The sequence below is a fragment of the Hymenobacter terrigena genome, assembly GCF_054776515.1.
On record NZ_BAAHBU010000004.1, the window covers coordinates 529,277 to 547,422 of the forward strand.

The following is an 18,146-nucleotide window of genomic DNA, read 5'->3' on the forward strand; positions in this document are numbered from 1 at the left end:
TTCAATGAAGCGACTCCTACCCTTAGCGGCTATCTTACTGCTCAGCAACCTGCCCAGCGCGGCCCAAGCGCAGCCCGCAAATCCGCCGGCGTCGGCCACTCAAACCCTTGAATTCATTGAAAACAAAGGCCAGTGGGACGGCCACGCCCGCTACGTGGCGGCGCTGCCCAGCGGCCGTCTCTTCGCCGAAGCCGATGGGCTCACCTTTGCCCTGCTTGATGCGCCCGCCCTGGCCCACCACGGCGCAGCTGCTCACCACGAGCCCGTCGACGGCCAGCCAATAGCCCCGGCCGATTCGGTATTTCGTGGGCACGCCGTAATGCTGCGGTTTGTGGGCGCAGCCCCTACTACCCGTCTGGTGCCCGCTGAGGCCACTGCCGACCGGCGCAACTACTTTCTGGGCACCGACCCAAAGCACTGGGCCCAAGATGTGCGCGGCTACCACCGGCTACGCTACGCCAGCCTGTGGCCCGGCGTGGATGGCCAGGTGTACGAAAGCACTGACCAGCAGCTGGAATACGATTTTGAGCTGGCTGCCGGAGCCGACCCCGCGGCCATTGTGCTGCGCCACGACGGGGCCGAAAAGGTACAGCTCGACATCAACGGCAACCTCCTGCTGCAAACCAGCGTGGGCCGCATCACCGAGCGCGCCCCGCAGGCCTGGCAGACCGATGCGGCCGGCCAGCGTCAGGCTGTAGCCTGCCGCTACCGGCTGGCCGCCGATGGCACCGTGCGCTTTGCGCTGGGAAACTATAACCGGCAGTTGCCGCTGACCATCGACCCAGTGGTGGTGTTTTCGACTTACACGGGCTCGTTTGCTGATAACTGGGGCTTCACTTCGACTTATGATGCGCAGGGCAACCTGTACTCGGGCGGCATTGTGTTTGGGGTGGGCTACCCGACCAGCCCGGGCGCTTTTCGCACCACGTTTGCCGGGGTCACAGACATTGCCATCATCAAGTACAATACGGCCGTGAGCGGTACGGCGGCGCGGGTGTGGGCCACCTACCTGGGCGGCAACAACGCCGATTTCCCGACCAGCATGGTGGTGAACAGCCAGGGCGAACTGGTGCTGCTGGGGGTCACCTCAAGCAGCGACTACCCCACTACTACCGGGGCTATTCAGCGCACTTTCGCGGGGGGTGCCTACACCGACCCTTACGGCAGTGGCGGCAACACCAGCCTACCTAATGGCACCGACCTGGTGATTACCCGCTTCAATGCCAGCGGCACCGGGCTGGTGGGCTCGACGTACCTGGGCGGCAGTGGCAACGACGGTGTGCTATCTTTCGACCGATTTCCGGTTACGGGCCAGTTGGTAAATAACTACGGCGATTCTTTCCGGGGCGATATTACGGTCGATGCGACCGACAACGTGTATGTGGCCTCGCACACGGCTTCGACTGGTTTTCCGGTGGCGCGGGGCCTTGCGGGCGGCTACCGCGGCGGGGCCACCGATGGGCTGGTGCTCAAGCTCAACCCGGCCCTGACCACTTTGGTGTGGGGCAGCTTCCTAGGCGGCAGCGGGCCGGATGCGGCTTATTCGCTGCAAGTGGAGCCCGTGAGCGGCGATGTGTACGTAGCGGGCGGCACCATCGGCGCCAATTTTCCTATCACGACCGGCAGCTACCGGCCTACCGCACCCGGTTTCATTGATGGGTTTGCGGTGCGCATCGCGGCCAGCGGCACCAGCCTGTTGCGGGCTACCTACGTGGGCACGCCGGACTATGACCAGGTCCATTTCCTGCAGTTGGGCTCCGATGGCGGGGTGTACCTGCTGGGCCAAACACTGGGCACTTACCCCCGTACGCCGGGCACTTTCGGCACCACCAATGGCAGCTTGTTTGTGCAAAAGTTGGCAGCGGACCTGGGCAGCAGCTTGATTTCGACCACCTTCGGCAGCACCGATACCCGCAACCTGGGCCACGTTTCCCTTTCGCCCACCGCTTTTCTGGTGGACCAGTGCGACCGGGTATACGTGTGCGGCTGGGGCGGCGGGGCCAACCAGAGCAATAGTTTCTCGTCCTACCTGGCCAACAACGGCTCCACGTTTGGCCTGCCCGTGACGGCCGGCGCCATCCAGCCCAACACCGACGGCAGCGACTTTTACCTGGCGCAGTTCACGGCGGGCCTCACGGGGCTGGCGTATGGCACCTACTACGGCCGGAATGGCAGCACCGGCGACCACGTGGACGGCGGCACGGCGCGCTTCGACCCGCGCGGGGTGGTGTACCAGGCGGTGTGCTCCTGCACGGGTTCAGGCTTCCCGATTCTGGGCGGGGTCAATACTTTTTCGCCCACCAACAATAGCAACAACTGCAACAACGCCGCCTTCGTCCTGAACTTCCAGCCCAGCATTGCCAACGCCGGCACCGACCAGCAAGTATGTGCCACGGCCGGCCCCCAGGCCCTGGTGGGCACGCCGGCCGGCGGCGTCTGGACCGGACCGGGCGTCACGGGCAGCGTGGCCACGGGCTTCGTTTTCACACCTTCAGTTGCCCTGCTCGGCCTGCAAACCCTTACCTACACGGTGGCCAGTACGGGCATTTGCACCACCACCGGTACCCGCCGCATCACGGTGGGCAGCCCGCCCACGGTCACGTTTGCGCCGGTGGGCACGGGCGTGTTTTGCCGGGCCGCTACGGACCCGGCATTGGCCCGGGTGCCGCTGGTGGGCACGCCGGCCGGCGGCACTTTCAGCGGCCCCGGCGTGGCCAATGGATTTTTCGACCCCATGGTGGCCGGCGCGGGAACGCATACGCTCACCTACACCTATTTCAACGGCTGTACCGTGGCGCTTGCGCAGCAGGTACGGGTGTCCTTTGTGACGGCGGGGGCGGCGCAGCGGGTGTGCACGCCGGGCCCGCCGGTGGCCCTGACGGGCAGCCCGGCGGGCGGCACCTGGGCGGGGCCAGGCGTGACGGGCAGCGCCGCCACGGGCTTTGTGTTTACGCCGACCGCCGGGCTGGCCGGAGCCAATACGCTGACCTACACGGCCTCCACCACGGCGCCGGCTACGGCGGCAGCGTGTACGGCCAGTAGCAGCGTGGTTTTCACAGTGGTGCCCACGCCGGTTATCAGCCTCACGCCGCTGCCGGCTTTGTGCACGGCCACACTCACGCGCCAGCGGCTGGTGGCCACCCCAGCGGGCGGCACCTGGACCGGGCCAGGCGTGGGATTTGATGCCGCAGGCTACTTCTTTCAGCTGCCGCAGGGTCTGGTGGGCACTTACCAGTACACCTACACCGTGGGCGACAGTCCCTGCACGGTTTCGGCCGTGCTGAGCGTGGTAATTTCCGGCTTGCCCGTGGTGACCGTGCCGGCCGACACGGTGCTTTGCCCCGGCAGCACCACGCCGTTCCGGCTGCGCGGCACGCCGGCGGGCGGCATCTGGACGGGGCCGGGCGTGACGGGCAGCGCCGCCGCGGGCTACCAGTTTGCGCCGGCCGGGCTAAGCGGCTTCGCCAGCCTGACCTATTCGGTGGCCAATGTGGGCTGCACGGGCACGGCCACCCGGCGCATATCCATTGCGCCGGTGCCGGATATGGTGCCGTCGTGGGTGCCCGAAATCTGCGCCGAAACCCGGCTGGCTCCGCTCACGGTGCGCTTCCGGCTGGCCAGCACTCCGAGCGTGGCTTACACCGGGCTGATATGGGAGTTTGGCGACGGCACACAATCGGCCGATATCACCCCCCTGCACACTTACACCACGCCCGGCAGCTACCAGCCCCGCCTGCGCACCCGTTACAACCAGGGCCGCTGCGAAACGCAAACCACGCTGCCGACAGTGGAAGTAAAAGAGCGCAAAATCCCCAACATCATCACGCCCAACGGCGACGGCCAGAACCAGACCTTCCAGCTTGGGCCCGACTGCCCACCCCACCTCCAGGTGTTTTCGCGCTGGGGCCAGCGGGTGTTCGAGGCCGCCACTTATCGGGATGACTGGAACGCCGAGGGGCAGCCCGATGGCGTATATTATTACCTAGCCAGCTACCCGGACGGTCATCAGCTCAAAGGCTGGGTGGAAGTGCGACGGTAGCGGCACATTCGGCAAAGCCAGCAGGGTGTAAATTTCACCCTGCTCTGGCTACCAAGCAGCGGTTTGGTCGTACTAATCAGCACATTGTTTTTCAATTAGCGCACATGAAGCAATTGCTACTCTTGGGGCTGGGGCTGCTGGCTGGTTTCAGCAGTTTTGCGCAGGCAAATAAATATAATGAGCATACTACGCACACGCTGGAGTTCATCGAAAACAAAGGCCAGTGGGATGCTCACGCCCGCTACGCGGCGGCCCTGCCCGGCGGCCGCCTCTTCGCCGAAGCCGATGGCCTGACCTTCGCGCTGCTGGCTGATGAGGGCCGGTCGCACCACGGGCGGCACACAGCCAGCGACGCGCCTCCGGCTAGCCGTATTGTGCATGGCCACGCTCTCACCCTGCGCTTCGAAAACGCTGCCCCTACCCTGCTCACGGCCGAAACCCCAACCGCCGAACACCGCAGCTACTTTCTCGGGGCCGACCCCAGGCACTGGGCCGGCGACGTGCACAGCTACCGCGAGCTGCGCTACGCCGAGCTGTGGCCCGGCATCGGAGCCCGGGTATATGAGAGCGCCGACCAACGCCTGGAGTATGATTTCACACTGGCCCCAGGGGCCAACCCAGCCGCCATTGGCCTGCGGCACGACGGCGCCGACGACCTGACCCTGGACGGCGAAGGCAACCTCGTGGTGAAAACCAGCATCGGCAACCTCACCGAGCGCGCCCCGCGGGCCTGGCAGACCGATGCCGCCGACCAGCGCCACGCCGTGCCCTGCCGCTACGTGCTGGCGGGGCGCACCGCGCACTTTGCCCTGGGCCGCTACGATACTTCCCGCCCGCTCACCATCGACCCGGTGGTGGTATTTGCGTCTTACACCGGAGCCACGGCCGATAACTGGGGCTTCACCGCGACTTATGATGCGCAGGGCAACCTGTATTCGGGCGGCATCACCTTTGGCGCGGGCTACCCGGCCAGCCCGGGCGCGTTCCAAACCACGTTTGCGCAGCTGATTGACATTGCCATCATCAAGTACAACCCCCATGTGAGCGGGCCGGCGGCGCGGGTGTGGGCCACGTACATCGGCGGCAACGGACCGGAATTTCCGCATAGCATGGTGGTGAATAACCAGGGCGAGCTGCTGGTGCTGGGCTCGACGGGCTCCGGCGACTACCCTACCACGGCCGGGGCCATTCAGCGCATTTTTGGCGGCGGCCCTGCGGCGCAGCCGTTTGGCAATTTTGGGCCGCCCTATGACTTGCCCACCGGCTCAGACATTATTGTAACCCGCCTGAACGCCAACGCGACGGCCCTGGTGGGCTCCACCTACCTGGGGGGCAGCGACAACGACGGCGTGTTGCCGTTGTTTCCCAACCTCTACCCTTCCAGCTCCGCAAAGCAGCTGGTGCACAATTACGGCGACCCTTTTCGGGGTGACATTCTGGTGGACGCGGATGACAACGTATACATCGCCTCGCACACGGCGTCGACCGATTTTCCAGTGACGCGGGGCCTTGGCCTTACCTATCGCGGCGGCAGCTCCGATGGCGTGGTGTGCAAGCTCACGCCCGCCCTCACGGCCCTGACCTGGGCCAGCTACCTGGGCGGCCGGGGGGCCGATGCCGCTTACTCCATCCAGCTGGAGCCCACCAGCGGCGATGTATACGTGGCGGGCGGCACCACCAGCAACAACTTTCCGGCCACGACCGGGGCCTACCGTACCACCCCGTATGGCGATGTGGAAGGCTTTGCGGTGCGCATCGCGGCCAATGGCAGCAGCCTGCTGCGGGCCACCTACGTGGGCACGCCGGACTATGACCAGGCGTATTTCCTGCAATTGGGCACCGATGGCGGGGTGTACCTGCTGGGCCAGACATTGGGCCAGTTCCCGACCACGCCCGGCCTGTTCCACACGGCCAATGGCACACAGTTTATTCAGAAGCTCGATGCCAACCTGGGCCAGAGCCTGCTCGCCACGTCTTTCGGCAGCCTCGACTCTGTCAATGTGGGCCGGGTCAGCTTCTCCCCCACGGCTTTTCTCGTCGACCGCTGCGACCGGGTGTACGTGTGCGGCTGGGGTGGCATGGTGAACGGCCGCTACCTGCCCGATTTTCCGGCCGCTAACCCTTACCAGGAAGGCAACGGCAGCACCACCCGCCTGCCCCTGACCCCCGATGCGCTCCAGTCCGCTACCGATGGCAACGACTTCTACCTGGCCCAATTTTCGGCCGGCCTCACGGCGCTGACCTACGGCACCTACTACGGCAACGTGGACCCCAACGCCGAAGGCGAGCACGTGGACGGCGGCACCTCGCGCTTCGACCCGCGCGGCGTGGTTTATCAGGCCGTGTGCTCGTGCTTTTCTTACACGGGCTTTCCCATTCCGCCCGAGGCGAATACGTATTCGACAACCAATAATAGCGGGACGCTGGGCGGGCCGGCCGGTTGCAACAACGCGGCGTTTGTGCTCAACTTCCAGCCCAACATTGCCAACGCCGGTCCGGCGCAGGCGCTGTGCGTCACGGCCGGGCCGCTGCCGCTGGTGGGCAGCCCCGCCGGTGGCACGTTCACGGGGCCGGGGGTATCGGGCAGCGTGGCCACGGGCTTCGTGTTCACGCCCACGCCCGCACTGGTGGGCGTGAACACCGTGACCTACACCGTGCTGAGCACTGGCCTGTGCACCACCACCGACACCCGCCGCATCACTGTGCTGGCCCCGCTCACGGCCGGGGCTGATACCGTGGTGTGCCCTGGCAGCACACAAGCTATTCGGCTGAGCGGTACCCCGGCGGGCGGCACGTTTAGCGGGCCGGGGGTGACGGGCAGTGTGGCCACGGGCTTCGTGTTCACGCTCCCGACGGGTTTCACGGGCACCGCTACGCTGACTTACACCGTCGCCAATATCACTTGTTCGGGGGCCAGCACGGCTACCCGGCGCATCTCGGTAGCGCCCGTTCCAGCGGTGCAGGCCAGTTGGCAACCCGTGGCCTGCCCCGAAAACCGTCAGGGTCCGCTCACCTTGCGTTTCACACTTATTAGCTCAAGTAATTCTTCAACGCCTGCTGTGGTCTGGGAATTTGGTGATGGCACCCAGTCGACTGAGGTGAGCCCCGTCCACACCTATACCACGCCCGGCAGCTATCAGCCCCGCGTGCGGCTGCGCTACAACTTGGACCGCTGCGAAACCACCGCGACCACGCCACCGGTAGAAGTGCAAGAGCGCAAACCCATACCCAACATCATCACCCCCAACGGTGACAACCAAAATCAGACGTTCCAGCTCGGCCCCGGCTGTCCGCCGCGCCTGCAGGTGTTTTCGCGCTGGGGCCAGAAGGTATTCGAGGCCGCCGCTTATCGGGATAGCTGGAATGCCGAGGGGCAGCCCAACGGCATCTATTATTATTTAGCCACTTATCCCGATGGGCAGCAGTTGAAAGGCTGGGTGGAAGTGCGGCGGTAACAGGCATGAATTACAGGTGCTGAACCACACGCTGCCACAGCCAGCGCACATCGGCCCAACCCGGCAGAATATCCGCCCACGTCGCCTCAATGGCCCGGCGGTAGCGCCCCACCAGGTACAGCACCCCGGCCGCATACGAAGCCGACATGCTCAGCGCCGCACCCACGATGCCCAATTGCGGCACCAGCAGCAAGCACGCGGGCACCGTCACGGCCAGCCCCAGCAGCGTAGCGCGGTTGTTGATGCCGTACTGGCCCGTGCCGGCGAAATACGTGCTGGCCTGCATCCCCGCTCCGTTGATAAAAATACCCGGAGCCAGCGCCATTATCACGCCGTGCGCCGCCCCAAACTCCGGCCCGAAAATGGCGGCCAGCCACCCGGCTGGCACGGCGGCCAGCACCAGTACGGCCCCGGCCGTAGCCAGCAGCGTGAGCCGGCTGCCGCGCAGGGCCGCGTGGGTCTGCTCGCGCTTGTCGGGTGCATTCACCAGCGCCACGTATTGGATGAGGGCAGTGCTGCGCGGAATCAGCCAGATAGCCTCTGCCAAAGCCACGCCGACCGAGAGGATGCCCAGTGCTCGCGTGTCGGCCAAATACACCACGGCGTAGTAGCTGAAGCGGTAGTTGGCAAAGGCTAACAGGTTGGATAAGTGCGCGCCCCGGCTGTGACGGGCCAGTTCCCGGGCTGCCGCCCGGCGACGAATGCGGCGGCTGCCCCAGGCATCGGGCAGGCGCAGCAGCAGCACCGTGCTGATGAGCCACGGCAGACCATAGGCTAGGTAATTGGCGTAATAATAGGCTTCGATGGAAAGCCAGCATAATGCAGCAAACGCCACCGCCAGCGCTACGGCCAGCAGCGCCGCTTGCACGGTGGTGAGCACGTTATACGTCCGCTCCCGCTGCCGGCCCAGCAGCAGAAACACGTTGATGGACAGCAGCACCTGCACCAGCGTTACCATCCCCAGGTGCAGCACATAGGCCACGCCCACCGGCCGCAGCAGGCCCACAATGGCCGCCCCGCCCAAGCTCACCAGCGCGCCCCAACCGTAGGCAGGCAGCAGCAGCAGCCACACGTTGCGGCGCGGCACCAGGTATATCAGCGAAGAGCCACCCACCAGCCCGGCCAGCAGTGCCAGACCCGCCACATCGGTGATGAACAGGCTGACCTGCCCGCGCCCCGCTGCTCCCAGATAGCGCGCGGTGAGCCACACCACCACGAAGCTTAGCCCCGCCGTGAGCACCCGCGCCGCGAAATGCTGAAGAATGCGCTTTATCATACCAAAGAAGGAATCGGTCGAAATGGAAGGCGCATAGTGCTGTCGGAACCGCAAATCCGGTTTTTGTACCTATTCTGTACTTTTATTACTCGTTTAATACTTTTTGATATAATTTTCCAAACGCCTGCCCTACTGCCGCCGGGGCGCAGCGGGCCGTTGCATCGGCCCGCAATTGGGCTGAATCGAAGCGAACACCTCCGGTAATCACCTGTTTAATAGCTAATTCTAACGCAGCCTCATCATCAGGATTTACCAGTAGCCCGAAGGTATTTTCGGGTTGAAAAAGCTCCGGCACGCCGCCGGTGCGGGTAGCCACCACCGGGCAGCCGCTGGCCCGGGCTTCCAGCAGCACGCAGCCGAAGGTTTCGGCTCGGCTGAACGACACCAACGCAGTAGCACGAGCCATCTCGACCGCTACGGCCTCATGCGGCAGTTTGCCCAGGAGGGTCACGGTACCGTCGGCAAGCAGGTTTAGCTCGGTGGCATAGGCGCGGAGCATCTGCTCATCGGGCCCGTAGCCGGCAATGCGCAGCTTCAGGCCGGGCCAGACGGTGCGCAGCCGCGCCACTACCCGCAACACGCCGGAAATATTCTTCACCTGGTCGTGAAACGCCGAAACGTGTAGCAGCGTGGACGAAATAATGGCTTCGTCAGCAGTTGATGAAGCATCAGCTACTTTAGTTTCAGTCAATTTTTCAGGATGGAAAAGCTCCGTATCCACCACGTTGGCGATGACTACAGAGCGCGGATTCACGAAGCCCAGCGCGGCCATGGCCCGTCGCAGTCCATCCGACACGGTGTGCAGGGCCGCCGCCCGCCGCACCACAGCCCGTGTGAGTACCCGCCGCAGCCACGAAATGCCGCCCGCCCGCTCGGGCAAATACAGCGTCCAGTGCTCGGTAACGATGAACGGAATGCCGCGCACCGCCCGCAATGCCCACGCAAACAGGCCCGTGCGCAGCAGCACGTGCACGTGCACCACATCAGGCCGCCGGCCGGCCCAATACCGCCGCAACCGCCGGTAGCCGCGCAGCAGGCACCAGAAATACAGCAGCAGTTTCAGCGGCTTATCAACCAAACCCAGGCCGGTGGGCGCGGCGCGGTAATAGTAGCGCAGCGTGGGCCACGCGCCGCTGAAATCCTCATCGGCCTCAATTAATCCCGGCAGCGGCCCGCGCGCTACGGTCGCAAACAGCACTGCTACCTCCGCTCCACCGTGCGCCGCGATGGCCGCCACGTGCCGCGCCACGAAGTCGCCGTCCTGGTCGTCGTAGCGGTTGGGGTACCACTTGGGCAGGTGCAAAACGCGGGGCGCTTTCAACGGTTAATAGTGCGTAATTAGTAGTTAATGAATCTGCAAAGCTAGGCTTTCGGCAAGCAGCGACTCTAAAAACAAAGCCGGCCCTGAAAATCAGGACCGGCTTGCTTAGCATAGTCCCGGCATATAACGTGTATTTACCGGGACGGAATTATGGGGCCAATATTTCATGGCAGCCACCCGCCACGGCATCAGTCACTTGGCTTTAAATAGGCGGAACGTACCCCATAGAAGTTCAAGGTCACTTCGCCGGACTGGTCCACTTGCTGTTGCGTATCCGAAACCGCCACGGCAGCCCGGCCGCCTCGGCCCCGGCGTAGGCCAGTCCCACCCGCGTACTGGCCACTACCTCAGCTTCGGCCACCGTTTCGCCGTGGTCTTCAAACCAGATAACATTTCCGGTAACCGGCTGGCCGGTAAGCATGGGAGTGATGCCCATCGCCTGGCTTAGCACGCCCGGCCCCGCCGTGAGGGCGCGCACGGACTTGGTCAGCCCGCGCCGGTGCAGCATTTCTTCCACGCCAATGATGGGCTCGATGGCGCGGATGAGCACCGCGTCGGGATGGTGGGCATCGTGCGTGGCAATGTTGAACAGGGCGTGCCGGTTATACACGGTGTAGATGTAGGCGTGGCCGCCGGGCACGTGCAGGCCCTGGGCCTGGTGGCGCTTGCGCTGCAGGTGCATCGTAAGCGAATTGTCGCCCTCGTGCCGGTAGGCCTCGGTTTCGACAACGCGGCCGGCGGTAAGCCCCCCGTCGATGCAGGTGTAGAGGTGCTTGCCCAGCAGGTCGCGGGCAATAGCCAGCACATCGGGGCGCTGGAAGAAGGCGATGGGGAGTCTCTTAGGCATGACGGGGAGTTGATAAAGTGCCCACCGGGCCCTACCGCAACCGGTACAGCAGCCCGAGGCTGAGCAGCCAGGGCCGGGGCTGCCACGGCAGCGCAGCGGCGGGCTGGTCGTTGGCCCGCACGATTACGTCGGGGTGGGGCAAATCGACGGCGGCAGCACGGCGGGTCAGGAAAAAACCACTTTCCTCCGTCAGCTGCAGTCGGGTGCGGGTGCGCAGCAACCTTAGGTAGCTGGCATCGGCCACCAGTTCCAGCCGGTGGCTGAGTTCCAGGCCCAAGCCCAGACTGGGCTGCAGGGCATCGGTCACGGTTTGCACCTGGGCGCTTAGCTCATCGGCCCCGAGATGGGTACCGGCCACCCGCAGGCCGGCATCAGCATTGGAAAACGTGCCCAGGCTGCGGCCCGCGGCCTGCCGGGTGTAGGCCAGGCCGGCGCGGCCATAGAGCGGTCGGTGCCGGGGCCGGAGGTTGCGTTGGTAGCTCAGGCCCGCCGTCCAGCCGTCGCTGCTGAACTGCCCATACAAGTGCTGGGTGGCCAAGCGTACGGCCAGTTCCCGAGTCAATTCAAATTGGTATTCAGCCTGCGAAAAGATGGAAATCGACTGCGCCTTCACGTCTTTGTTCGACTGAAAATTAAAATGATAACCAGCCGGCGCGTACGTCACCGCCAGGCTTGCTGCGGCCACCGAAAGCGGCCATACCCCCACTGTCCCCCCGTAGCGGAAGCGGCTCAGAAACTTCCCAAACAACGTTTGTGGGGCATTGGGTGCTTTTTGGGTTGCGGTTGAATCGCCGGCAGCCACTGGCCGGAAGAGCGAGTCGGCCCGGTGCTGGCGCTGCTGGTCGAGCAGGGCTTGCCGCAGGGTTTCGGGGGGTAGCAGCGTGGTGTGGCCCCGCCAGAAAGCCGAATCATAGGCCACGGCATTATGCAGGAATACGTCGTGGTACTGCGCCCGTTCCAGGTAGCTGGGCCGGGCCGTTTGCGCCGTGTCGATGGCCGTGGTCAGAAATTCACCGAAGTAGTTCAGTGGTGGGCCGATGGGTAGGCGGGCTTTGGTTTGCCACCACACGGTTTTGAGGTGCCAGCGCCCGGCGTAGGGCTGATAAGCCACGCGCAGGGCGCGCGAGTCAGCCCGATTGGTAGAATGCCGCAGGCCGACGGGTGTGTAGTGCCACTCAGCCCCTAAAAAAGCATAGGTATCCTGGTCGATGTACATGCGGCCCGCAAAATCGGCGCGGCGGTTGCCGGCTTTTGGGGCGAAGGTGATGACGTATACCGGCCGGTCCTGGAAGCTGCTGCCAGGCGCCAGGCGGTAGTCATAATCCCGAAAATGCGCGGGGTCGATAAACTGCTCCCGGCGGTGCACAAAATCGGCCAGGTGGGCAATGAATGGCCCGCCCGCCCAATCAATCCGCACCAGTTTATCCAACCGCAAGTCAATCTTGCGCGACTGCTGAATTGTGACTTCGCCCGTGCTCGTGCGCTGCTGGTACGGAGCTTTGTATACCGTCAGCAGGCCCTCCACCAAGTAGCGCGGCCGCCCCAGGCTGTCGTTGTCCGACTCGCGATAGAAGCCCGTGAGCTGCGTGGGCCGTGCCGCATAGTTGTGCGGAATGCGCACCACGGCCTCCCGCACAATGCCCAGCACCGAGCCCGTCACCTGTACTTCGCCCAGTGCCTCCGGACTGATTTTCAATTCAATAAGCAATTCCGGCCCGGGCAGCGGTGGCAGCGCCTGGCTGTAGCTTTTGTAGCCCAGTAGGGCCACCGTCAGCCGCTCCTGGGCGTAGGCTGATGGAACACTTAAGGCGAAGCGGCCGGCGTCGTTGGTACTCGTGCCGATGCGGTTATCGGCCACGCCCACCTGGGCGTTGGGGATGGGTTGGTGGGTTTCGGCGTCCAGTACCCGGCCGCGCAGCACCTGGGTGGTTTGGGCCCACCCCTGCCCCGCCCGCAACACCAACCACCCCAGCAACAAGCAGCGTATCGTACTCATCATAGCGTTTTTGTGAAACAGCGCCCGGCCCATGCGGGTCGGTTTGGCCGGTAGATGCACGACCTGCGTCGGTGGTTGCTTCGGTCCCCACGCATTTTCGCCAGGCCAATTTCCAGCCGCCCGCCGGGCCCATCAACGCAGGGGCTCGGCCTTTCCGTATGCCAAACGGCCCCGGCCGGGCATTGCTGCACCGCCGGGGCCGTTTGGCTTTTGGGGTTGGGGTTTTAGCTGTTTCGCTCGAACCTACTTGCTCACCAGGTATTCGGCAATCTGCACGGCGTTGGTGGCGGCGCCTTTGCGCAGGTTATCGGCCACCACCCACATATTGAGGGTTTTGGGCTGGGTTTCGTCGCGGCGTAGTCGGCCCACCAGCACAGCGTCTTTGCCGTGGCTGTCTTTGGGCATAGGGTAAGTGTTGGTCGAAGGTTCGTCGACCAATTCCACGCCGGGCGTATTGGCGAGGATTTCGCGCACCTCGGCCAAATCAAACTCCTCGGCAAACTCCACGTTGATGGATTCCGAATGCCCACCCATCACCGGAATCCGCACGCAGGTAGCCGTCACGCGGATGCTGTCGTCGCCCATAATTTTCTTGGTCTCGTTCACCATTTTCAGCTCCTCCTTGGTGTAGCCGTTGGGTTCGAACACGTCGATGTGGGGCAGCACGTTCAGGTCGATGGGGTGCGGGTAAGCGGGGTTGCTGGCCGTTTGGCCGGCGCGCTCTTCCAGGAGCTGGTCCACGGCTTTTTTGCCGGTGCCGGTCACGCTCTGATAGGTGCTTACCACAATGCGGCGCACGTGGTATTTCTTGTGCAAATCATTCAACGCCACCACCATTTGGATGGTCGAGCAGTTCGGATTGGCAATAATTTTATCTTCCGGCGTGAGGGTATCGGCGTTCAGCTCGGGCACCACCAGTTTTTTGGTGGGGTCCATGCGCCAGGCCGAAGAATTGTCGATAACGGTAGTGCCCACGGCGGCAAAGCGCGGCGCGTGCTCCTTGCTCACCGAGCCGCCGGCCGAGAAAATGGCAATGTCGGGCCGGGCGGCAATGGCGTCGTCCATGCTCACTACCGGATATTTTTTGCCCTGAAAATCAATAAACTGGCCCACCGATTTGGCCGAGGCCACGGGCAACAGCTCGGTGAGCGGAAACTGGCGTTCCGCCAGCACTTTCAACATCTCTGTGCCCACCAAGCCGGTGGCACCCACAACAGCAACTTTCATACAGATAATAAATTACGGGCTGCCATTCCATCTAGCCGCCTACCGCAAAGGTCGCCAAGAATTGGCTAACGGCCTCATCGTTCAGGCCCCACTTTTTGGTTGGCCGAAGCCGCTACTGCCCAAATCGACCACCCCGCTATGCGCTACGCATGTCCAACGGAGCGCCCGACTATTTGCTCGGTTCACGGCGGCTGCTCCGCGGCAAGCAGCCTGGCGAAATAGACGGGAGCCCAAACTTGTATTATAAATTCCAAAATACAAAACATGACATTTCCACAAAAATGCTCCAATAAGCCAATGATGTGCTTAATTTCTTACTTTAATTATATATAAAATATATTTTCTGTATTCTTTTAATAATAACTCCTGCTATAAATTTGTGCCCCGCACTTACCAACATATTTATATGCAGTTTAAAATTATACTTTTCTTTGTTTTTGCCATTTTTCTACCTTGCACCCTATCGGCTACTACTTATTACGTTAGCAATACGGGCAATGATGCCAATGCCGGGACTTCCCAGGCCCAGGCGTGGCGCACAACGGCCCGCGTCAGCGCGGCGCATTTTCAGCCTGGCGACCGGGTTTTGCTGGCCGGTGGGCAGGTATTTGCCGGAGGCATCTGGCTGCGGGGCAACAGCCAGGGCACGCCCGCTCAGCCGATAGTTTTCCGGTCGTACGGCGCGGGGCGGGCCACCATCCAGAGCGATTCTTCCTATGGATTTTATGCACACAACGTGGCCGGCATCGAGCTGCGGCAGCTCAACTTTGTGGGCTCGGGGCGACTCAGCAATCGCAATTCGGGCGTCGTATTCTACCTGGATTCAGCCAATGCCAACCTGCCGCACCTGCGCTTCGACAGCCTGGACGTGAGCGGCTACCGCAGCACGGGCCTTTCCATCGGCAGCTGGAACGGCACGAGCGGCTACACCGATGTGCGCATCACCAACTGCCAGCTGCACGCCAACGGCGAAGCGGGGCTGAGCTCCTACGCTGAATACCCGCTCCTGGGCCACCACAACTGGTACGTGGGCAACTGCGCGGTGTATGACAACGCGGGCCGGGCCGACATTACGACGACGCACACCGGCAACGGCATTGTGCTCTCGGGCATCGACCAGGCGCTGGTGGAGCAGTGCACCGCCTACCACAACGGCTGGCTGAACGCCAACGCATCGGGCGGGCCGGTGGGCATCTGGGGCTGGAATTGTAACCGGCTCACCATTCAGCGCTGCGAATCGCACCATAACCAATCCGGCACGGCCCTCGACGGTGGGGGCTTCGACCTGGACGGCGGCTGCACCAATTCGGTGTTGCAATACAATTACTCGCACGACAACCAAGGACCGGGCTACTTGCTGGCCCAGTTTGGGGGCGCTCCGGCGATGCACGACCTCACCGTGCGCTACAACATCAGCCGGAACGATGCCCGAAACTATAACCAGGGGGCTATTGAACTCTACTCCTCGGGGTCGAACGGCGGCATTGTCCGGGCTGCCATTTACAACAATTCCGTGCTGCTCGACCAGCCCGCGAATGGCAGCGCCCCCAAAGCCGTATATGTGCTAAGCGGCGGAATCACCGACGTGACCCTGCGCAACAACGTTTTGCAAACGGCAGCGGGCTTGCCAGTACTGGCCACCAACACCACCACGGGCCTGCGCCTGGAAGGCAACTGCTACTGGACGCCCAACGCGGCCTTGGCCATCGATTGGCAGGGCACGGCTTACACTTCGCTGGCTGCCTGGCGGGCCGGCACCGGCCAGGAAACCCTCGGGGCCGCGCTTCGCGCCACGGGCATCTGCGCCGACCCTGCTTTTGCCGCTCCTACGGCTACGGCCTCTCTGCCGATGACGGATGCGCTGGCCTGCTACATCCCGCGCCATCCCTCGGCGCTGCTGGGAACCGGCCTCAGCCTCAGCGCCGAATTTGGTATTGACCCCGGCACGCGCGACTTTTTTGGCAACCCCGCGCCCGCGCCCGGCACGGCCGGCAACATTGGGGCCGCCGAGGCGCAGCCCGCGGTGGTGAGCGCGACCGCCCACAGCGCCCCGGCCGATGCCTCGGCCTGGTTCCAGGTGTACCCCACGGTCGTGCGCGATGAAATCCGGGTCGTCTCCGGGCACCGTCTGCTGTCAGCGGTCAGCTTTCGGCTGTTCGACATGCTGGGCCGCGAATGCCGGACGTGGAGTGGCCCCGGCCCCCAGTTGCAGGCGGGCGGCCTGGTCTTGCCGGCAGCTGGCTTGCCACAAGGTCGTTACGTGCTGCACATCCAAAGCGAAAATCATTCGCAGCGTCAGTCCCTGGTAGTAGCCGAGTAGCTAACCGCCGGTACCGAAGCCGCCCTCACCAGCACCGGAATGTTGGCTGTGCCCACGCCGCCGTGCCCGTCGAATACGCGGGCATAGAGCCGGTAGAGGCCCGGCTGGCTAGGCATCCGCACCAGGGCTTGCTGTTGGCCGGTCTGCATTATCAGCCCTGCCAAGGGTTCCAGTGGCGTTGTCACTTCTTTGATGCCGGGCCTATAACGCATTTCCGGCAACATCTGCCAGCGGGTCGTGAGTGAATCGCCCTCCGGGTCGGATACCGTTACGACGGCTGGATACGAACGCCCGGCCACCAGCTGCACGTTGTTTACCGCCCTTTTGCCGTCCAGTCGCATCTCGGTCAGGTGTGGGCAGCGGTTGGCCGGGTAGTGCCCTTTCCACAGCAATTGCAACTCATCCACCAGTTCGGTTTTTTCGCCGGTCGGCTCAAATAAGCTGAACCAGGTAGGGGTATATTCAAATTTGGAGCCCCAGTAAAAAACATACCCTCCCAGGCAGGCAGAGTCGTGCGCGATAACTTGCCGGTACCGTGTGCTCATAAAGGCAGCTTTGGTGGCGCTGGTTTGCTCAATTGGCACTTGCCAACCGGTCGAGTCCGTTTCCCAGTAGCCATTGCCCCCGTACTCGCTGACGATGTAAGGGCCGTGCCAGCCGCTCATTTTCAGCATTACTGGCAAGTAGCTCATGCCGCCGTAAATGTTAATGGACAGGATATCCACCGCCGGGGCCAATCGTTGAAATTCAGCCGCCTTGCCCACAATATTGCTGAGGGAATAGGTTACAGGATGATACGGGTCCAGCTCATGAATCATGAGAGCCAATTCATTGATGGCGTTGAACAACCGGGGGCCGGGGGCGGTCAGCTCCAGTTCGTTGCCTACGTTCCACATTAGCAAGGCCGGGTGGTGACGGAAACGTAGTACTTGTTGTCGCACCCGCTGCCGCTGGGCCTGCACCATGGCCGGGTCATAGTAGGTAAAATACTTACTTTCCGGCTCTAACCAAATCCCCAGCATAACCGTCAGGCCCTGGCTATGGGCGGCGTCGAGGAGTGGCCCGGCGTAGTCGGTGCTCCATAGCCGCACGGTGTTGCCGCCGGCCGCCCGCAGCTGAGCAAACTGCTGCAACCCACCACCGCCCCGCAGAAAATATGGCTGGTCACCGCGCAGCAGCCGGTAGCCATGCCCGGTTTTTTCCACCCGCACGGCTACCACGCTCTTGGCACTATACCCGCGCTGCACCGCCGCGGGCGGCCGCTCCGCCGGGCCGCTACAGCCTAGCAGCAGTCCCAACCCAGCGTGTAACAATACTCCGGCGCTCAGGCGAAACAATCGAACGCCTGCGCAGGAACGAATAAAATGGCGTAGGGAGGCAAGCATACGGTACGACTAAGCTTAGGCAACTGCTCGGCAACGGAAACAAATTACAGAGAAAAGTGAACCTTTTTTCTAAAAAGCCATATCAATTCCTTAAATAAGAACAAATATTAATTAAGCACATCTATAAGAAAAGCAATAGTTTTTATTGTTTATGTCATCAAATAAACGAACAATTGAAAATATTGTCTTAGATTAGCATCTATATCACAGCAAATTCTTGGATGGGTCATAAATCTGCCAAACATTATTGTACTATGCGCCTGTAAACATCGCTTTCACT

Annotated in this window: 9 protein-coding genes; 3 read left to right on the forward strand and 6 right to left on the reverse strand. The window is 62.8% G+C overall.

Going from position 1 to position 18,146, the window contains the following annotated elements; all coding sequences use genetic code 11:
- The first annotated feature begins 4 nt into the window (after nucleotides 1–4).
- The gene (locus ACYU7Q_RS18760) at nucleotides 5–4,039 is read left to right on the forward strand and encodes a DUF7948 domain-containing protein (RefSeq protein WP_460610972.1); all 4,035 of its coding nucleotides are present in this window, start codon (nucleotides 5–7) and stop codon (nucleotides 4,037–4,039) included.
- Between the two features lie 104 nt (nucleotides 4,040–4,143).
- Entirely contained in the window at nucleotides 4,144–7,494 is a 3,351-nt protein-coding gene (locus ACYU7Q_RS18765) for a DUF7948 domain-containing protein (protein ID WP_460610973.1), read from the forward strand.
- A 10-nt stretch (nucleotides 7,495–7,504) separates the two neighbouring features.
- Here ACYU7Q_RS18765 and ACYU7Q_RS18770 read toward each other — a convergent pair whose 3' ends face one another.
- The 5 genes from ACYU7Q_RS18770 to ACYU7Q_RS18790 form a co-directional block, all read right to left on the reverse strand.
- Nucleotides 7,505–8,770, reverse strand: coding sequence for a lipopolysaccharide biosynthesis protein (locus ACYU7Q_RS18770; RefSeq protein WP_460610974.1), 1,266 nt, complete (start codon nucleotides 8,768–8,770; stop codon nucleotides 7,505–7,507).
- An 85-nt stretch (nucleotides 8,771–8,855) separates the two neighbouring features.
- Complete coding sequence (locus ACYU7Q_RS18775; RefSeq protein WP_460610975.1) at nucleotides 8,856–10,091, reverse strand: glycosyltransferase family protein; 1,236 nt, start codon at nucleotides 10,089–10,091, stop codon at nucleotides 8,856–8,858.
- A gap of 238 nt (nucleotides 10,092–10,329) precedes the next feature.
- A complete protein-coding gene (locus tag ACYU7Q_RS18780) occupies nucleotides 10,330–10,938 on the reverse strand; it encodes a DNA-3-methyladenine glycosylase (protein ID WP_460610976.1) in 609 nt (202 codons plus the stop codon).
- Nucleotides 10,939–10,969: 31 nt separating this feature from the next.
- Nucleotides 10,970–12,937 (reverse strand): carboxypeptidase-like regulatory domain-containing protein, encoded by a 1,968-nt coding sequence (locus ACYU7Q_RS18785; RefSeq protein WP_460610977.1) that lies wholly within the window; start codon nucleotides 12,935–12,937, stop codon nucleotides 10,970–10,972.
- Between the two features lie 240 nt (nucleotides 12,938–13,177).
- On the reverse strand, nucleotides 13,178–14,161 hold the full coding sequence (locus ACYU7Q_RS18790; RefSeq protein WP_460610978.1) for an aspartate-semialdehyde dehydrogenase: 984 nt from the start codon (nucleotides 14,159–14,161) through the stop codon (nucleotides 13,178–13,180).
- A gap of 406 nt (nucleotides 14,162–14,567) precedes the next feature.
- On the opposite strand from ACYU7Q_RS18790, the gene ACYU7Q_RS18795 reads away from it, so the two are divergent.
- Nucleotides 14,568–16,481 (forward strand): right-handed parallel beta-helix repeat-containing protein, encoded by a 1,914-nt coding sequence (locus ACYU7Q_RS18795; RefSeq protein WP_460610980.1) that lies wholly within the window; start codon nucleotides 14,568–14,570, stop codon nucleotides 16,479–16,481.
- Here the strand turns inward: ACYU7Q_RS18795 and ACYU7Q_RS18800 are convergent.
- Complete coding sequence (locus ACYU7Q_RS18800; RefSeq protein WP_460610981.1) at nucleotides 16,457–17,779, reverse strand: glycoside hydrolase 5 family protein; 1,323 nt, start codon at nucleotides 17,777–17,779, stop codon at nucleotides 16,457–16,459. The two genes, ACYU7Q_RS18795 and ACYU7Q_RS18800, sit on opposite strands and share 25 nt — an antisense overlap.
- Nucleotides 17,780–18,146 lie beyond the last annotated feature (367 nt).

Excerpts from the sequence above, each read along its gene's own strand:
- ACYU7Q_RS18760 (WP_460610972.1), top strand. The coding sequence starts at position 5 with ATGAAGCGACTCCTACCCTTAGCGGCTATCTTACTGCTCAGCAACCTG.
- ACYU7Q_RS18765 (WP_460610973.1), top strand. The coding sequence starts at position 4,144 with ATGAAGCAATTGCTACTCTTGGGGCTGGGGCTGCTGGCTGGTTTCAGC.
- ACYU7Q_RS18770 (WP_460610974.1), bottom strand. The coding sequence starts at position 8,770 with ATGATAAAGCGCATTCTTCAGCATTTCGCGGCGCGGGTGCTCACGGCG.
- ACYU7Q_RS18780 (WP_460610976.1), bottom strand. The coding sequence starts at position 10,938 with ATGCCTAAGAGACTCCCCATCGCCTTCTTCCAGCGCCCCGATGTGCTG.
- ACYU7Q_RS18785 (WP_460610977.1), bottom strand. The coding sequence starts at position 12,937 with ATGATGAGTACGATACGCTGCTTGTTGCTGGGGTGGTTGGTGTTGCGG.
- ACYU7Q_RS18790 (WP_460610978.1), bottom strand. The coding sequence starts at position 14,161 with ATGAAAGTTGCTGTTGTGGGTGCCACCGGCTTGGTGGGCACAGAGATG.
- ACYU7Q_RS18795 (WP_460610980.1), top strand. The coding sequence starts at position 14,568 with ATGCAGTTTAAAATTATACTTTTCTTTGTTTTTGCCATTTTTCTACCT.